Raw genomic sequence first — 15380 nt, forward strand, 5'->3', positions numbered from 1 at the left:
CGGAAGTTAAGCTTCTCAGCGCCGATGGTAGTTGGGGGCTGTCCCCCTGTGAGAGTAGGACGTTGCCAGGCTAAGCCCTTTATGGGGCTATTATTTTTGATGATTTTTAAAACAGTGGCCCCTTGGTCAAGCGGTTAAGACACCGCCCTTTCACGGCGGTAACACGGGTTCGAATCCCGTAGGGGTCACCAAAGTTTATTTACGATAGTAAAAATAATTGTCATTATAATGGAGGATTAGCTCAGCTGGGAGAGCATCTGCCTTACAAGCAGAGGGTCGGCGGTTCGATCCCGTCATCCTCCACCATGATTTTTTCACGAAAGTGAAAATAATCTTCAATAAACGTGCCGGTTTAGCTCAATTGGTAGAGCAACTGACTTGTAATCAGTAGGTTGGGGGTTCAAGTCCTCTAGCCGGCACCATGTTTCTTACTTCCCTGAAAGACATTAGCGGAAGCATGCAAGAAATCCTGAAGGGATTTTAAGCAAAAGAATATTTTTAGAGCCATTAGCTCAGTCGGTAGAGCATCTGACTTTTAATCAGAGGGTCGAAGGTTCGAGTCCTTCATGGCTCACCATTTAGAACAATGCGCCCGTAGCTCAATTGGATAGAGCGTTTGACTACGGATCAAAAGGTTATGGGTTCGACTCCTTTCGGGCGCGCCATAATATCGGGAAGTAGCTCAGCTTGGTAGAGCACTTGGTTTGGGACCAAGGGGTCGCAGGTTCGAATCCTGTCTTCCCGACCAGTCCAATGCTTTAAACTATATACTTTTTATTTTTACGGAGGAATACCCAAGTCCGGCTGAAGGGATCGGTCTTGAAAACCGACAGGCGGGTTAAACCGCGCGGGGGTTCGAATCCCTCTTCCTCCGCCATCAATTTCATCTTCAGCATTTTTATTATCGCGGGGTGGAGCNCAATTTCATCTTCAGCATTTTTATTATCGCGGGGTGGAGCACGTTCGAATATGCTTCTTCGAATCATCCACAGCGCACCGATTGAACCGCTTCTTGAATAAGCATTATGAAATCGGGGCGGTCGTTAAGCTTGGAGCATCATCCAAACTTAATATTTTCTATTATCGCGGGGTGGAGCAGTCTGGTAGCTCGTCGGGCTCATAACCCGAAGGTCGCAGGTTCAAATCCTGCCTCCGCAATTTGGTCTGGTAGTTCAGTTGGTTAGAATGCCTGCCTGTCACGCAGGAGGTCGCGGGTTCGAGTCCCGTCCAGACCGCCATAATACATATTCATCGAAAGATGTGGCTCAGTAGCTCAGTCGGTAGAGCACGTCCGAATAAGCTTCAGAGAATAAGCATCAGCGGACCCATCGAGCTGCTGCTTGAATAAGCTTTCTGAGATGGGGGCGAAGGACTTACAGCTTTATGGTTGTAGGGGACATAAATTAACATGGCTCAGTAGCTCAGTCGGTAGAGCAAAGGACTGAAAATCCTTGTGTCGGCGGTTCGATTCCGTCCTGAGCCACCATTTAATTTAGTGCTGTTTTATTTTAATATGGAGGGGTAGCGAAGTGGCTAAACGCGGCGGACTGTAAATCCGCTCCCTCAGGGTTCGGCGGTTCGAATCCGTCCCCCTCCACCATTTTGTTTTTAATAAGGGCCTATAGCTCAGCTGGTTAGAGCGCACGCCTGATAAGCGTGAGGTCGATGGTTCGAGTCCATTTAGGCCCACCAAAGTTTTTTGCGATAGCAAAATAACTAACCATATTATTTATTGTTCCGCAGTAGCTCAGTGGTAGAGCAATCGGCTGTTAACCGATCGGTCGTAGGTTCGAGTCCTACCTGCGGAGCCATTTTATTTTTAGGGGAAAATTGTTGCCCTAAAAATATGAATATCATGCGCCTTTAGCTCAGCTGGATAGAGCATACGCCTTCTAAGCGTACGGTCAGAGGTTCGAATCCTCTAAGGCGCGTAAACATTATGAAAAACGCTTGGACAATTGTCTGAGCGTTTTTTTATAACTTGGAGATTTTTGTATAAATAATAAAACCCCTCTGAAAAATAAGACTCAGAGGGGACGTATTTTTTATATCAAAACATTCGTATCCTGTTGCTTATAAACTTTTTTAATAAAATCTAATAGGGTTAAATAGATCAACCCGTTTCCTTCGGCCTTCGGTGAATTTCCTAATGGAACCGTTCTTTTTATCAATTGAGCATACAGCTCAGGTTCCGTCAGCACTCTTTCAAATTGCTTGGAAGAAAGATCTTTCAATAAGGCAAGTGCCCCTGAAATATGTGGTGTTGCCATCGATGTGCCGCTCAGGGTTGCATACGTTCCATTTAGAAAAGTAGAAGTAATTTTTTCACCCGGTGCTACGAGGTCCACTTCATTGTTGGAATTTGTAAAATAAGAGGAATGCCGGTTCAAGTCAACTGCCCCTACACTAATTACTTCATTATAGCTGCCAGGGAAGGCAAACTCATCGGTTGAGGAATCTCCATCACCCTCGTTACCCACTGCACATACAACAAGAATTTGATGGCTCAGCACCGCTTCCTTAATTGCATCATGCAATTCTTTCACATCTGTAGGCCCGCCTAATGACATCGAAATAATATCGACTTTTTGTTCGATGGCATAATGAATGGCGTTAATGATCCAATCATACTGCCCGGAGCCATCTTTTCCTAAAACCTTTAAGATTAAAAGATTTGCTTCCGGAGCAACGCCTGCTACGCCTGTGTTGTTTATTGTTGCTGCAATCGTACCCGCCACATGTGTGCCGTGGCCGTTGTAATCTTCGTATATGGCCGGATTTCCGCCATCATCTTGTGTAAAATTTCGTCCGCCAATGATGCGGTTTTGCAGGTCGGGATGATCGGTATCACAGCCTGTATCCAGTATAGCTACCGTTATGCCTTTACCGGTTGATTGCTCCCACATTTCGGGGGCTTGAATCAACTCAACACCTTTTGGAATCTCGTTCACGTTTTCTAACTGCTCAATCATTTTGTAGGGAATCAGATAGATAGCATCTTTCATAAAAATCCCTCCTATTTTTTAATTGAAGTCAGAACTTGGTGTTAGAGAAATCATATCATTTTGATAGAGGGATAAATAGGTTAAATAGAATTATTTTCCATACAGGAAGGATGTCCTATTATTTTGTGCGCAGAAAAGGTGCGAGATAGGTTTTTTTCATAGACGGAAGGGTGTGGAAATTTAATTCGTTGAATGAAAAAGAGGCTTTTTTGAGAATTGGGTCATTCAACAAACGGAGTTCATTTTTCAAAAAAGGGAATGAGCTCCGTCTGTTATCATTTGGAGAGCTATTATTTAGGATTATAGAGAAATAATAGTGTTTTACGTTTGCTGGAATGTTTTGACCAATACTCATGAAATGCATCCAATACTTCTTTCGCAAATGCATCTCCTTTTTCTTCCTGTCTGACCACGCCATAATTCAGCTGACCCTGATGCGTTTTGCCAGTCACCTGTTTATAATTATCTGAGTCTAATTCAATAAAAAATTCCACTTCGATTCCTTCGGTATTTTTGATAGAAGCGAGATGATTTCCGAATTCTTCAATTAGAACCTTGGTCACCCACCCCTTTTGCTCACTTTCCTTTAAAAATTCTTGGTATAGCCTGATGAAAGAATTTAAATCCATTTATCCACACATCCTTTACTAAGAATTGATCAACACATATAGCAGCAATTGGAATGAAAGCGGCAAGGTACGAGGTGATTTAGTTTGTATTTATAGACTATATGCAACTGGACAAAAGGAAAGAATCGAATTTGGGGTCTGACTCCATTCTGTTAAAGTTTAAAGCGGTGAAATGTGAATATGTAAATATCTATATGAATCACAATCAGGTACCTTTTTTGTTTTTTATATTGCTGATAAAATAAGGTGTTATTGGATGTCGTCAATAAATTGGGAGTGAAGATAAATGAAGGGCAATAAAAAATGGTGGCTGGTGGGTGCGTTGATCTGGATGGTGATTATTTTTTTGGTGACGCAGCTTCCTTATTTTACTGGTGAACGGACTGCATCGGCGATAAATGAAGTGTCCGGTGCAGGTAAGGGGTTGATAGATGAACTGAATTTTATCATGAGGAAAGCAAGCCATTTTTCTGCGTTTGGAATCCTGGCATTCTTATTTTTTCAGGTGATTTGGAACTATCGATTCGCTTATTTCTTTGCCTGGGTTGCTGCCTTCCTCTATGCCATGTCAGATGAATGGCATCAATCCTTTATGCCGGATAGAATGGCTTCCTTTAAAGATGTATTGATTGATGGGGGCGGGGCGTTTCTAGCTTTGTTTATGACTTTTTTGGTTAGAAGGTGGAGAAAAGCGGCTGGATCTTAATTGAGAGTTGAGGTTGCTTGCCTTTTTCAAGGGTGTCCCTATTCTTAAAGGCATTGTAAGAGCTTTAATCGTATGATAAGATGAATTGTGAATTTTCCAATAATAAACATATAGAGTACAAGTGGGGGAGGTAGATGCATGAAGATTAAGTGGTTTAAGAGTTTAGTAGTAACGGCTGTCATTTTAGGATTTGGCATGGCTGTATCCGAATCGGGTGCGCATGCGGAGGAAGTATCGTTTTATACAAGCAATCCGGTCATTATAAAAGTGAAAATTCCAACCTATACATATCAAGACATTGAATTAACCAAAAAGATTGCTTTACAAAAGAAGGATACTTTTTTACATGTAAAACGTTTGGTAATAACAGAAAAAGGCAAACCACGGTTACTGTTAACAAACGGAAAATATGTAACCGCCAATAAGTTAAAGGTCGTAAAAACAAAAGGATATCAAAATCCGAAGCGTTACTATCAAGTGCAATACAACCAAATTCAGCCGACTGGGAAGGTGGGCTATAATCTATCGCGCGGCTTTGAGGGTGTAAAAACTTGGAAGGTCATGCGTGAATTGGGGATTATCGGAACGCATGGGTATGCGAAGTATAACAATAAAACGTGGTATGCAGTTCGAAGCTTTCAGGCGAAGCATAAATTGCCTGTCACCGGGAATATGGATGTGGAAACCTGGAAGAAGCTAGGCTTTAGTGAAAGCTCTTGGTATAGTATCGACCGTTATATTGCGCCACTAAAAGCACATGCTTGGGACGGTCGTTCTGCTCATATTGAAGCGATGATCAAGCAAGCTTATCAATATATGGGGAACCCTTATATTGTAGGGGCATCCTCGTCTCCAAAGTATGGACTTGACTGCAGTGGATTGGTAACGCAGGCTTTGTATGCTGCCGGGATTAATCCGGTACCTGTATCGAGTATTCAACATGCACACCCGGGGAACGAATGGAACAGCCGGAAATTATTTGCCTCGAAGAATTTTAAACATGTGCCCTATAGCCAGCGACAACGCGGTGATTTAATCTTCTACTATCAACCAGGCACTCATACCATCTGGCATGTAGCGATTTATCTAGGAAAGAACAAAGTAATCGAATCCTGGCCGCCGCGGGTCATGCTACAGCCAATCAGGAATTCGCATCGGAACGTGATTGCAGGGGTGACACGGCCGTTTCTATAGTTGTTCGACAAAAATCGAGTGGTGCCTGGCACCACTCGATTTTTGTCGAAAAGGAGTTATGGCTTAGCATTCGCTTCTTTTGCTATTTCATCGCTGAAGTTGTTGAGGATGAAGGTTTTTTCTTCTGCTGCAGTCATTGTTCCGTATGCTTTGCCGACGGTGCCGCCTTGTTGCTGCCAGAAATAGTTATGGTCTTCGGCTATTTCTTCAAAATTCCCCTTTTTCCATTTCTCTAGTATGGCTAGTAGGTCGCTTTTTAGCTCGAAATTGCTGTTTTTCACTATGTTGTAAACTTGGTTAATAGTATCCGGAATCATCGGGACGGCACCCCATTTTTCTTTGGCCTTCACTTTTTGGTGGGTCATCTTGTGCATGACCTCAATCACAGCCTCTTGCGAACTACTTTTATTCAATTTAATTTCGTATTGAACCCCGCCAATATAGCCTGTCTGTTCTTTCTTCTCCTTTGCCGCATCCTTTTTCGCAACAGCAGTGGTTTCCACTGTATGTTTTCTTTCATATTCTGATGCATTGTTCATGACTTTATATACTGCAATTCCCCCGATGAAAAGAAAAGCCAATATCATGGTCGTCGTTAAGCTTAAACCTTTTTTCAATAGAATCCCTCCTAAAAACAGTTGGATAATTCTAACTTAACAAAAAAATAGGAGGTGTACTAGCTATATGTTTGATAGAAAAATAGTAGAGCTGCGACTGTCCTAATTTCTGACATACCATCCTTCGACAATTGTTTTAAAGCTTTGAAGGGGAAATGTCTTACTTCATAACGGTTTGCTTTGAAGCTAATCAAACGTTTGATTGGATAACGAATTTTGGAGAACTGGTCAAAGTATGTAGAATGATTTTATTTTTCGTCAGGATTGGAGCTTTGTAAGGAAATAAGGGCTTTTTTATCGACAAAAAATTTCCCCGGAAACTACAAGAAGTTCGTTTTTCAAAAGGGATTGTCGGGGTTTTTATCAAAGGGTTGATTGAATGAATTTTTGCAGAAGTGTGTCGAATGAGTCCTGACATGTTTCATTCTTTCTCAAGGCGGGTAGTGTAAGTAAACAAGAGGAGGGATTTCAATGTTTAAACATGAAAAGCATTTGGTAGGAGTTTACGATACGGAGCACGAGGCGATTCGGGCGGTTGAGGATCTCAAACGTCAGGGGTATACGGCAGAGGAAATTTCGGTCATTGGTAAGAATAGAGAGGATGTAACGGCAATCAATGATGCGACGGGTACGAAAACGGAAGATGGTCTTGCAGCCGGGGCAGCAACCGGTGGTGCACTTGGCGGCATGGTTGGTTTGTTGGCGGGAATGGGTGCTCTAGCGATACCAGGGATTGGACCGCTTATTGCTGCAGGTCCGATTGCGGCAACGCTGACCGGGGCCGTTTTCGGTGCAGGAGTGGGCGGTCTGACGGGGGCATTGATTGGAATGGGGATCCCCGAGGAGGAAGCAGAGCGCTATGAAGACTATGTGAAAGACGGTAAATTTCTTGTGGTCGTGGAGCGCCGGGAAGATCGTGCAGGTTTTGGGGCAGACGTCTATCAAGATGTTACAGGCAGGAATATGATTGGAAATGATTCACCCAATGCTCCGCTGACTCGGGTGGACCCAGCAAATCGATACTAGAATTCTTATTAAAAGGAAATTGCTATTTTCGGCAATTTCCTTTTTGTTTGTTAAAAATAGTTATTTGGTAGTAAATGGTGGCGACTGTATTAGGTAAAAGGATTCTAAAATTTTTACAGTTTTGTGACAACAAACTGGAATCTACTTTCCATTTGTTATAATTTTTCCAAATTAACTTGATGATAGTTTGAGAGATTGGAAATTGAATGAATCGGTGTTTGAAAACATAATAAATAAATTCATCATTATGTAAATGCGAGTTTATTGCATAGGGTGTTCACGGAAGGAAGAGTTCTCACATGCATTTTACGATTGGATTATTGCTAATAGCAGCTTCATTGAGATGGGCAAACTGGAAGGAATGGCAACGATATTATCCAACCATCTTGTATATTGTGAGTGCGAATCTTTTATACAAATTCTTTGCTTCTAGCAAATTTCCACTATGGAGTTTTGATTCTCAAGACTTTTTCTTTAAAAGTCATATGGGGATCTTCTTATGGCATGTTTTCATTGTAAACACATTAGCTGCTTTTCTTTACTTATCTCATTTTCCTGAAGGGACATTTTGGAAAAAGGCTTTTTATATTGTGAAATGGGTTGTATTTTTTATTGTGGGTGAAGTGGTACTATATCGTTTCCAGCATGTTCGCTATGATCATGGCTGGAATTTAGGCTGGTCTGTATTGTTTGATTTTACTATGTTCATCATGCTGAGATTACATTTTAAAAAGCCAATATGGGCAATCATCCTATCCTTTTTCTTTACCTTACTCTATTTGTATGTGTTTGGCTATTTTAGATAGGCGCTGGTGCCAGCATCGGAAACCTCAGTTAACCAATGGACACTTCCTGCTGGAAAGCGGCCATTGGTGAGTTTGTGAAAAAACGACTAGAGGGTAGTTAATTCCCTATAAGGTATTCCTTCAAAAATCTATTGTCCTCCCTTTAGCGTAGCCACTTGAAGAAGAACTGTCCCCAAGTCTCTTTGCTATCTCTATATCCTTTTGGTCCACATTGAGTTCAATTAAGTTGCCATCGGGATCCGCGCAGAATATTTGTGCAAACCCACTTTTGCTGTTGGGCTTTTCTAGAATTTCCACGCCATTTTTCTTCAACCAGTTTAGCGTATCTTGGTAGTTTTCCACTCTCAAAGCAAAGTGGCCCTCCCGGCTGCTCACGTATTTTTCTTGGCGAATCGTTTGGGATTCGGGAAGAACAATGAGATGGAGCTGCTGCTGCTGCCCAATTCTATACCATGCCCCCGAAAAGTCAAAATTTGGGCGTGGTAACTCCGGTAAACATAAAATCCTGCTATAAAAATCCTTTGCTCTCACTAAATCTGAAACCGTTAAACTCACATGATGAAGCTCCTTATATTGAATCAAACCATTCAACTCCTAACTAGATTTGAGGGATAAACCTATAGTTTTTTTAATAGATTAAATTATTAATATGGTTTCGACAAAATTCGGGTGGTGACAGGCACCGCCCGAGTTTTGTCAAATGGGTTGGATAGTACTATTCCCATTCTTTCCACAATAAATTGAGATTAACAGATGTCTGTTTTTTAAGCCAGTAAAGGAGGGAGGGGGTTTTGTTTTTTTGTTGGGTTCTAGGCCTGTGATTGTCTAGGAGACAGGTATCTGTGAGGTTGTTGTTTTTAAATTTTTTAAGGAGTTAAGATGCGGATGTTGGATGTGCTGTTGACGGAGAAGACGGTTCAGGTTAGGTCAAGGGTTGGGGATTGGGAGGAGGCGATTCGTGCAGCTTCGAACCCTTTGGTGGCAGACGGATCCGTGACTGGAGGGTACGTGCAGTCGATGATTGATAATGTCAAGACGCTTGGCCCCTATATTGTAATTGTCCCGCAGATTGCGATTCCGCACGCCCGCCCTGAGCAAGGGGTCAAAAGATTAGCGATGAGTATGCTTTGTTTGGAAAATCCAGTGAGTTTTTCGGATAAGGAGGAGCATCAGGTCAGGCTTGTCATTGTATTGGCTGCCATCGACCATGAACAGCATTTGCAAGCTTTGTCTCAATTAATCACGCTCCTTGCAGACGAGGAGAAGGTTGCTCAGATCATGTCGACTTCAACGCCAGAAGAAGTGTTATCTGTTTTACATGGAGCATAAAGGAAAGGGGGGATGATCATGAAAATTTTAGCTGTATGCGGCATGGGCTTTGGCAGCAGCATGGTGTTAAGGATGACGATTGAAGCGGTGCTCAGGGAAGCAGGCATTGCCGCAAGCGTTACAACGTCGGATATTAGTTCGGCCAAAGCCGAGCCGGCGGATGTCATTGTGACCTCTGCTGAATTTTCGGAGCTTTTATCTGGAATGAACATCCCGATTGTGACGGTAAAAAATTACGTGGACAAAAATGAAATGAAACAAAAGCTGATCCCAATTTTATCAAAATAAGGGGGAACGAAAATGGCTGTGTTACATTTTATTGTGGATGAGATTTTAAGCAATGCTGCGATCCTTGTGGGTTTTATGGCTCTGATCGGCTTAATTGCCTTGAAAAAATCATTAAGTGATACGATTACTGGAACACTGAAGACGATTATTGGGTTTTTGATCCTCGGTGGCGGCGCCGGAATTATTATCGGCGCACTGAATCCTCTTGGCGCGATGGTTCAAGCAGGGTTCAATTTGCACGGAGTGGTACCGACGAACGAAGCGATTGTGGCAATTGCGCAAAAAAGCTTTGGTGCGCAGACTGCGATTATTATGGCCCTCGGTTTTGTTGTCAACCTGCTCCTAGCCCGCTTCACACCTGCTAAGTTTATTTTTTTAACTGGTCATCATTTATTTTTTATGGCAACCGTTTTAGCAGTTGTGCTGGGCAGTGCAGGGATTACGGGCGTGAACCAGGCCATCCTTGGAGCGATATTCCTTGGTACGGTCAGCACGATTATGCCTGCGCTCGTTCATCCTTTTATGAAAAAAGTAACCGGAAATGCGCCATTTGCGCTTGGTCATTTTAATACTTTAGGCTATATCATTTCGGCGTTGGTTGGGAAAGCCACCGGAAAAAATAGCCGGACGACGGAAGAGATCAAGGTTCCGAAAAATCTCGGTTTCTTGCGCGATTCGCTGGTCATGACCACATTAACGATGATTGTGATGTACTTGATTCTTGCACTTGTTGCCGGTCCTGATGCACTGAAGGATTTTACGGGTGGTAAAAATTATATTGTGTATGTTGTAGTGCAAGCGCTTACCTTCGGTGCTGGAATTGCCGTTGTCCTCATGGGGGTCCGGATGATTCTTGCGGAGCTTGTTCCTGCTTTCCAAGGGATTGCGAATAAAATTGTGCCAAATGCGCTGCCGGCTCTTGATTGTCCGACGACGTTTACGTTTGCTCCGACCGCTGTCATTGTTGGATTTATTTCAAGTTTGATTGGCGGGATTATCGGGATGTTCTTGATGGGGCCGCTTGGTTTGGCGCTGATTATTCCGGGGATGGTACCGCATTTCTTTGACGGGGGGACTGCGGGGGTTTTCGGAAATGCAACTGGCGGTCGTCGTGGTGCTGTAATTGGCGCGTTGATTAATGGCTTTTTAATCACGCTGATTCCGGCTTTACTTTTATCTTTCTTAGGGTCGCTTGGATTGTCGAATACGACGTTCGGTGATACCGATTTCGGCTGGGTCGGGATTCTTGCCGGAGCTATGGCGAAGATTGGTGTCGGCGGTTTTTATGCTTTAACAGTGATTGTCTGCGGCGTCTTGATTGCCTTTGCAAGTTTTCTTTCGGTTAAGACGAATAAAGGTGATGCAGGGGCTTGATGGTATGAGGCTGAGCGGGTGTGATGGGGATTGTATAGTGCCCGAAGTTGAGGGAAAAGAGTTTGCGCGGGCGCTATGGAAAGTGGATAGTGCCCGTGATGGTGGAAAAAGAGGTAGAGCGGGCACTATGGGGGTTGGATAGTGCCCAAAGTTGAGGAAAAAGAGTTTGCGCGGGCACTATGGAAGGTTGATGGTGCCCGGGATGGTGGAAAAAGAGGTAGAGCGGGCACTATGGGGGTTGGATAGTGCCCGAATTTGAGGAAAAAGAGTTTGCGTGGGCACTATGGAAGGTTGATAGTGCCCGGGATGGTGGAAAAAGAGGTAGAGCGGGAACTATGCGGGTTGGATAGTGCCCGAATTTGAGGAAAAAGAGTTTGCGCGGGCGCTATGGAAGGTGGATGGTGCCCGAGATGGTGGAAAAAGAGGTAGAGCGGGCACTATGGGGGTATGATCGTGCCCGAATTTGAGGAAAAAGAGTTTGCGCGGGAACTATGGAAGGTGGATAGTGCCCGGGATGGTGGAAAAAGAGTTTGAACGGGCGCTATGAGGGTTGGATAGTGCCCGCAGTGGTGAGAAAAAAGATTGAGCGGACACTATGAGGTTAAATAGTGCCCGTAACTATTTAAAAAGAGGTCTAGTGGGCAAAAAAAAATTTGATAGCGCTAAAACACCCTTAAAGCTAAGTAATAGGTTGCTTTTTCCAAAAAAGTCATACCTATCTAGTAAACTAATTGTAGAAAGGATGTAAGCATTGAATTCACCGATTCAGCAGCTTGCCATCAATACGATTCGAACGCTTGCCATTGATAGTGTGGAGCGCGCCCAATCCGGACATCCGGGGATGCCGATGGGCGCTGCCCCGATGGCTTTTACTCTGTGGACAAAATTTTTAAAGCAAAATCCTGAACATCCAAAATGGTTCAATCGTGACCGCTTCATTTTATCATCGGGGCATGGATCGATGCTGTTATACAGCCTTTTGCATCTATCCGGATTTGATTTGACGCTTGATGATTTGAAAAAATTTCGCCAGTTTGGCAGCCGCACACCCGGCCATCCTGAATACAACCATACCCCGGGAGTAGAAGCCACAACAGGGCCGCTTGGGCAAGGGGTGGCGATGGCCGTCGGGATTGCCATGGCAGAGCGGCACTTGTCGGCCGTATATAACCGAGCCGGCTATCCGATTGTTGATCATTTTAGCTACTGTATTTGCGGCGATGGTGACTTGATGGAAGGTGTTTCGGGTGAAGCCGCATCCTTGGCCGGCCACTTAAAGCTTGGACGCCTCATTGTGATGTATGATTCGAATGGGACGTCTCTGGATGGCGAGACAGACCTTTCGTTTACGGAAAATGTTGGCGGGCGATTTGAAGCCTATGGATGGCAGGTTCTCCATGTTGAAAACGGCAATAACGTGGGGGCAATCGAAAGTGCTATGGAAGCGGCTAGACTGGAAACCGAACGTCCGACGCTTATTCAGGTTAGGACGATTATTGGATACGGGGCTCCCAATAAGGCGGGAAAAAGTGTTGCTCATGGTGCACCACTTGGCAAGGATGAAGCTTCTGCTGCTAAAGCCTTTTACCGTTTGGTTTCCACTGAGGAATTTCACGTCCCTGACAAAGTCTATGAATTTTTTCAGGCCATAAAGGAGCAAGGAAAGCAAAAAGAAAGAGAATGGATTCAACTTTTTCAAACCTATAAAGAGGAATACCCGACACTTGCGGCTCAATTTGAACGGATTATCAAAGGAGATTTACCAGAAGAATGGTACTCGGCACTTCCACTTTACGATGCAGGGGGAAAAATGGCGACACGGATTGCCTCCAATCAGGTCCTGGAAGTTCTCACGCAGCGGTTACCGGAGTTTTTTGGAGGTTCTGCAGACTTGGCGTCTTCTACTAAGGGCAAGATTAATGGCGGCGGCGATTTCCGAGCGGGACACTATGAAGGCCGTAATGTTCACTTTGGTGTCCGCGAATTTGCGATGGCCGCGACTGCAAATGGGATGGCGCTACACTTTGGTGTACGGCCTTTTGTTAGCACGTATTTTGTTTTTTCCGATTATCTGCGTCCGGCACTAAGGTTATCCGCCTTAATGGGCGTCCCGGTCACGTATGTTTTTACTCATGATAGCCTTGCTGTTGGCGAAGATGGCCCGACGCATCAGCCGGTGGAGCAGCTGCTATCCCTTCGTGCGATTCCCAGGTTGTCGGTGATTCGGCCCGCAGATGCGAATGAAACGGCATTTGCGTGGAAGGCAGCGGTGAAGGAACGAGAGCGACCGACTGTTCTTGTGTTGTCACGCCAAGATTTACCGATTCTCGAAGGTACAGCCCATTTAGGGAAAAATGGTGTGGAAAAAGGTGCATATGTTTTGTCGGAGGCAAAAGGTGATGCGGAAGCCTTGTTGATGGGCTCCGGGTCAGAGGTGCAGCTTTTGTTAGGGGCGCAAAAGGTTTTGGCTGAAAAAGGGATTGAGGTATCTGTAGTCAGTTTCCCATCGTGGGATCTTTTTGAAAAACAGTCAAAGGACTATAAAGACCAGGTGCTTCCGGATTCGATTGATGTACGGATGGCAGTGGAGATGGGATCTTCGCTTGGTTGGCATAAATATGTTGGCAGGAAAGGGAAAGTGATTGGAGTCGATGATTTTGGGTCATCGGGTAAGGGGGTGCAGTTGGTAGAAATGCGCGGTTTTACCGTTGAAAAAATTGTTTCGCAACTTTTGGAAATGTTGGAGACGGACCAAAGATTGGTTAACCCCAAGAAACCACCACGATAATGCTAAAAAAGGAGAAGTGTTAATAGCACTTCTCCTTTTTGACGTACCCTATTTATCTTCTCTCAACAAATAATCATTTCCATCCTGGTCCTTAAAGGAGAACATCGTTCCAAATGGCATGCGCATCATTTCGTCCACCTGAACACCATTTTGTTTCATTTTTTCATAAGCAGATTCGATATCGGTTGTGCTAAATAGAATCGATGGGTGGGCGACCTTCGATGGATCATGCTGCTCCATCGCTTCCTTCGCATAAAGAACCAAAGTAGTAAATTCGTCTTCGCTTGGGCCGACCTCAATCCAAGAAAAATCCGGTCCCATCGGCTGCTCCATTTTTAACACAAAACCAACCTTATTTATCCAAAAATCCTTTGCCTCTTCTTGATCTTTTACATATACCGTTATTTTACCAATTTTATTAATCATGTAGAAAATCCCCTTTATATATTAGGTGAGTTTAGTTTACCAACCCAAAAGGGCAAAAGCAATTTAGGCGTCGGATTTTTGGAGGTAATTTTTCTTAATAAATTGCACCCTTTTCCAAACATTTTCTTAATTCTCCTAAGAGGATGCAAGTTGAATGAATCCATTTAAATAGAAAGGGAAAGATGGATTGGCCTATCGATAAACTGTTATAATAAAGCAGTGATTTTATTGTTCGACAAAATCCGGGTGGTGACAGGCAACGCCTGAATTTTGTCGAATACTTTACTAGTTGAGATTTGAAAGGTTGATTGGATGTTTTTGCATTTTGATCCGACGTTGTTGGTTATTTTGGTTGTGTTTGGGTTTTTGGCGGCTTTTATTGATTCGGTTGTGGGCGGGGGCGGGTTGATTGCGTTGCCTGCGTTATTGTTTACGGGTTTATCGCCAGCGGCAGCGGTTGCGACGAATAAATTGGCTGGGACGATTGGCTCGTTGACGAGTACAATTATGTTTTATCGTTCCGGCAAGCTTGATATAAAATCCGTATATAAGCTATTTCCGCTCACGTTTATTGGCTCGATGATCGGCGCTTGGACGGTTCATTTGATGAATCCGGAATTGCTGAAGCCGCTGATGCTGGTCATGCTTGCGGCTGTTGCGATTTATACCATTTTCAAAAAGGATTGGGGCAGTATTTCCAGCGTTAGAAAATTATCCTTCCAGCACATGGCCCTTTTTATCTTTGCTATTTTTGCGATTGGTTTTTATGATGGATTTCTTGGACCGGGGACTGGTTCCTTTTTAATGTTTGCCTTTTTAATGATCGGTTTTGATTTTTTGAAGGCGGCTGGTAATGCGAAGTTTTTAAACTTTGGCAGTAATATTGCAGCCCTGATTATGTTTATGTTCTTGGGGCAAGTCAATTATGCTTATGGGATTCCGATGGGAATTGCTCAAATTGCGGGTTCGATTGTCGGCTCGAGATTCGCGATTAAAAGAGGAAGCGGCTACGTCCGCGCTCTGTTCATTACCGTCACTTTTTTATTGCTGGCGAAAAATGCGTTTGATTATTTTCATTAAGTTTTTTTACGAAAAAGAGGACCTCTATGAATGAACTGCACCCCAATTGTTAGACACAAATAACAATTGGAGGTGCAGTTTTTAATTATGACCAAATATAGTTTAGAAACTA

Annotated in this window: 14 protein-coding genes, 14 tRNA genes and 1 rRNA gene; 24 read left to right on the forward strand and 5 right to left on the reverse strand. The window is 43.7% G+C overall.

Annotation, left to right across the window (positions count from 1 at the left end):
* The 15 genes from rrf to ACFQZ9_RS25020 all read left to right on the forward strand — a co-directional run.
* Positions 1–71 (forward strand): 5S ribosomal RNA (rrf, locus tag ACFQZ9_RS24950); the annotation flags it as partial.
* A gap of 45 nt (positions 72–116) precedes the next feature.
* Positions 117–191, forward strand: a tRNA-Glu gene (locus ACFQZ9_RS24955).
* A 39-nt stretch (positions 192–230) separates the two neighbouring features.
* Positions 231–306: transfer RNA gene (locus ACFQZ9_RS24960), tRNA-Val, on the forward strand.
* Positions 307–346: 40 nt separating this feature from the next.
* Positions 347–422: transfer RNA gene (locus ACFQZ9_RS24965), tRNA-Thr, on the forward strand.
* A 79-nt stretch (positions 423–501) separates the two neighbouring features.
* Positions 502–577 (forward strand) — tRNA-Lys (locus ACFQZ9_RS24970).
* A gap of 11 nt (positions 578–588) precedes the next feature.
* Positions 589–665: transfer RNA gene (locus ACFQZ9_RS24975), tRNA-Arg, on the forward strand.
* A 6-nt stretch (positions 666–671) separates the two neighbouring features.
* Positions 672–748, forward strand: a tRNA-Pro gene (locus ACFQZ9_RS24980).
* 36 nt (positions 749–784) lie between these two features.
* A tRNA-Ser gene (locus ACFQZ9_RS24985) sits at positions 785–877 on the forward strand.
* A gap of 207 nt (positions 878–1084) precedes the next feature.
* Positions 1085–1158, forward strand: a tRNA-Met gene (locus ACFQZ9_RS24990).
* A gap of 3 nt (positions 1159–1161) precedes the next feature.
* Positions 1162–1238, forward strand: a tRNA-Asp gene (locus tag ACFQZ9_RS24995).
* Between the two features lie 172 nt (positions 1239–1410).
* Positions 1411–1486: transfer RNA gene (locus tag ACFQZ9_RS25000), tRNA-Phe, on the forward strand.
* 29 nt (positions 1487–1515) lie between these two features.
* A tRNA-Tyr gene (locus tag ACFQZ9_RS25005) sits at positions 1516–1600 on the forward strand.
* A gap of 15 nt (positions 1601–1615) precedes the next feature.
* Positions 1616–1692 (forward strand) — tRNA-Ile (locus tag ACFQZ9_RS25010).
* A gap of 44 nt (positions 1693–1736) precedes the next feature.
* A tRNA-Asn gene (locus ACFQZ9_RS25015) sits at positions 1737–1811 on the forward strand.
* Positions 1812–1857: 46 nt separating this feature from the next.
* A tRNA-Arg gene (locus ACFQZ9_RS25020) sits at positions 1858–1931 on the forward strand.
* A 114-nt stretch (positions 1932–2045) separates the two neighbouring features.
* Here the strand turns inward: ACFQZ9_RS25020 and ACFQZ9_RS25025 are convergent.
* Together ACFQZ9_RS25025 and ACFQZ9_RS25030 are read right to left on the reverse strand one after the other, a co-directional pair.
* Entirely contained in the window at positions 2046–3005 is a 960-nt protein-coding gene (locus ACFQZ9_RS25025) for a S8 family peptidase (protein WP_498946085.1), read from the reverse strand.
* 290 nt (positions 3006–3295) lie between these two features.
* Positions 3296–3634 carry a hypothetical protein gene (locus tag ACFQZ9_RS25030; protein ID WP_498946087.1) on the reverse strand — a complete coding sequence of 113 codons (339 nt, stop codon included), beginning with the start codon at positions 3632–3634 and terminating at the stop codon, positions 3296–3298.
* A 286-nt stretch (positions 3635–3920) separates the two neighbouring features.
* Between ACFQZ9_RS25030 and ACFQZ9_RS25035 the strand changes: the two genes are divergently transcribed.
* Together ACFQZ9_RS25035 and ACFQZ9_RS25040 are read left to right on the forward strand one after the other, a co-directional pair.
* A complete protein-coding gene (locus tag ACFQZ9_RS25035; protein ID WP_498946089.1) occupies positions 3921–4340 on the forward strand; it encodes a VanZ family protein in 420 nt (139 codons plus the stop codon).
* 138 nt (positions 4341–4478) lie between these two features.
* Positions 4479–5534: a DUF5776 domain-containing protein gene (locus tag ACFQZ9_RS25040; RefSeq protein WP_498946091.1), complete on the forward strand. Its 1056-nt coding sequence runs from the start codon at positions 4479–4481 to the stop codon at positions 5532–5534.
* Positions 5535–5590: 56 nt separating this feature from the next.
* Here the strand turns inward: ACFQZ9_RS25040 and ACFQZ9_RS25045 are convergent, their stop codons facing one another.
* Positions 5591–6151: a DUF6241 domain-containing protein gene (locus ACFQZ9_RS25045; protein WP_498946093.1), complete on the reverse strand. Its 561-nt coding sequence runs from the start codon at positions 6149–6151 to the stop codon at positions 5591–5593.
* Positions 6152–6622: 471 nt separating this feature from the next.
* Here ACFQZ9_RS25045 and ACFQZ9_RS25050 point away from each other — a divergent pair, with 471 nt between their 5' ends.
* Both ACFQZ9_RS25050 and ACFQZ9_RS25055 read left to right on the forward strand, forming a co-directional pair.
* Entirely contained in the window at positions 6623–7177 is a 555-nt protein-coding gene (locus ACFQZ9_RS25050; protein ID WP_498946094.1) for a general stress protein, read from the forward strand.
* Positions 7178–7476: 299 nt separating this feature from the next.
* A complete protein-coding gene (locus ACFQZ9_RS25055) occupies positions 7477–7983 on the forward strand; it encodes a CBO0543 family protein (RefSeq protein ID WP_498946095.1) in 507 nt (168 codons plus the stop codon).
* Between the two features lie 120 nt (positions 7984–8103).
* On the opposite strand, the gene ACFQZ9_RS25060 is transcribed toward ACFQZ9_RS25055, so the two are convergent.
* Entirely contained in the window at positions 8104–8565 is a 462-nt protein-coding gene (locus ACFQZ9_RS25060; protein ID WP_498946097.1) for a VOC family protein, read from the reverse strand.
* A 303-nt stretch (positions 8566–8868) separates the two neighbouring features.
* Between ACFQZ9_RS25060 and ACFQZ9_RS25065 the strand changes: the two genes are divergently transcribed.
* The 4 genes from ACFQZ9_RS25065 (at position 8869) to tkt (ending at position 13762) form a co-directional block, all read left to right on the forward strand.
* Positions 8869–9312 carry a PTS sugar transporter subunit IIA gene (locus ACFQZ9_RS25065; RefSeq protein ID WP_198310657.1) on the forward strand — a complete coding sequence of 148 codons (444 nt, stop codon included), beginning with the start codon at positions 8869–8871 and terminating at the stop codon, positions 9310–9312.
* A 12-nt stretch (positions 9313–9324) separates the two neighbouring features.
* Entirely contained in the window at positions 9325–9600 is a 276-nt protein-coding gene (locus ACFQZ9_RS25070) for a PTS sugar transporter subunit IIB (protein ID WP_498946098.1), read from the forward strand.
* A gap of 12 nt (positions 9601–9612) precedes the next feature.
* The gene (gene ulaA / locus ACFQZ9_RS25075) at positions 9613–10974 is read left to right on the forward strand and encodes a PTS ascorbate transporter subunit IIC (protein ID WP_498946099.1); all 1362 of its coding nucleotides are present in this window, start codon (positions 9613–9615) and stop codon (positions 10972–10974) included.
* A 751-nt stretch (positions 10975–11725) separates the two neighbouring features.
* On the forward strand, positions 11726–13762 hold the full coding sequence (tkt, locus tag ACFQZ9_RS25080; RefSeq protein WP_498946100.1) for a transketolase family protein: 2037 nt from the start codon (positions 11726–11728) through the stop codon (positions 13760–13762).
* 48 nt (positions 13763–13810) lie between these two features.
* On the opposite strand, the gene ACFQZ9_RS25085 is transcribed toward tkt, so the two are convergent.
* Positions 13811–14188, reverse strand: a complete 378-nt coding sequence (locus tag ACFQZ9_RS25085) for a VOC family protein (RefSeq protein ID WP_026574144.1) — start codon at positions 14186–14188, stop codon at positions 13811–13813.
* Positions 14189–14500: 312 nt separating this feature from the next.
* On the opposite strand from ACFQZ9_RS25085, the gene ACFQZ9_RS25090 reads away from it, so the two are divergent.
* Entirely contained in the window at positions 14501–15268 is a 768-nt protein-coding gene (locus tag ACFQZ9_RS25090) for a sulfite exporter TauE/SafE family protein (RefSeq protein WP_498946102.1), read from the forward strand.
* Positions 15269–15380 lie beyond the last annotated feature (112 nt).

This window comes from Neobacillus sp. GCM10027624, from assembly GCF_042675345.1.
Lineage (GTDB): Bacteria > Bacillota > Bacilli > Bacillales > Cytobacillaceae > Neobacillus > Neobacillus cucumis_D.

Bases quoted from the DNA above. Each gene is read 5' to 3' on its own strand.
- ACFQZ9_RS25025 (WP_498946085.1), bottom strand. From the start codon at position 3,005: ATGAAAGATGCTATCTATCTGATTCCCTACAAAATGATTGAGCAGTTA.
- ACFQZ9_RS25030 (WP_498946087.1), bottom strand. From the start codon at position 3,634: ATGGATTTAAATTCTTTCATCAGGCTATACCAAGAATTTTTAAAGGAA.
- ACFQZ9_RS25035 (WP_498946089.1), top strand. From the start codon at position 3,921: ATGAAGGGCAATAAAAAATGGTGGCTGGTGGGTGCGTTGATCTGGATG.
- ACFQZ9_RS25040 (WP_498946091.1), top strand. From the start codon at position 4,479: ATGAAGATTAAGTGGTTTAAGAGTTTAGTAGTAACGGCTGTCATTTTA.
- ACFQZ9_RS25050 (WP_498946094.1), top strand. From the start codon at position 6,623: ATGTTTAAACATGAAAAGCATTTGGTAGGAGTTTACGATACGGAGCAC.
- ACFQZ9_RS25055 (WP_498946095.1), top strand. From the start codon at position 7,477: ATGCATTTTACGATTGGATTATTGCTAATAGCAGCTTCATTGAGATGG.
- ACFQZ9_RS25065 (WP_198310657.1), top strand. From the start codon at position 8,869: ATGTTGGATGTGCTGTTGACGGAGAAGACGGTTCAGGTTAGGTCAAGG.
- ACFQZ9_RS25070 (WP_498946098.1), top strand. From the start codon at position 9,325: ATGATCATGAAAATTTTAGCTGTATGCGGCATGGGCTTTGGCAGCAGC.
- ulaA (WP_498946099.1), top strand. From the start codon at position 9,613: ATGGCTGTGTTACATTTTATTGTGGATGAGATTTTAAGCAATGCTGCG.
- ACFQZ9_RS25085 (WP_026574144.1), bottom strand. From the start codon at position 14,188: ATGATTAATAAAATTGGTAAAATAACGGTATATGTAAAAGATCAAGAA.
- ACFQZ9_RS25090 (WP_498946102.1), top strand. From the start codon at position 14,501: ATGTTTTTGCATTTTGATCCGACGTTGTTGGTTATTTTGGTTGTGTTT.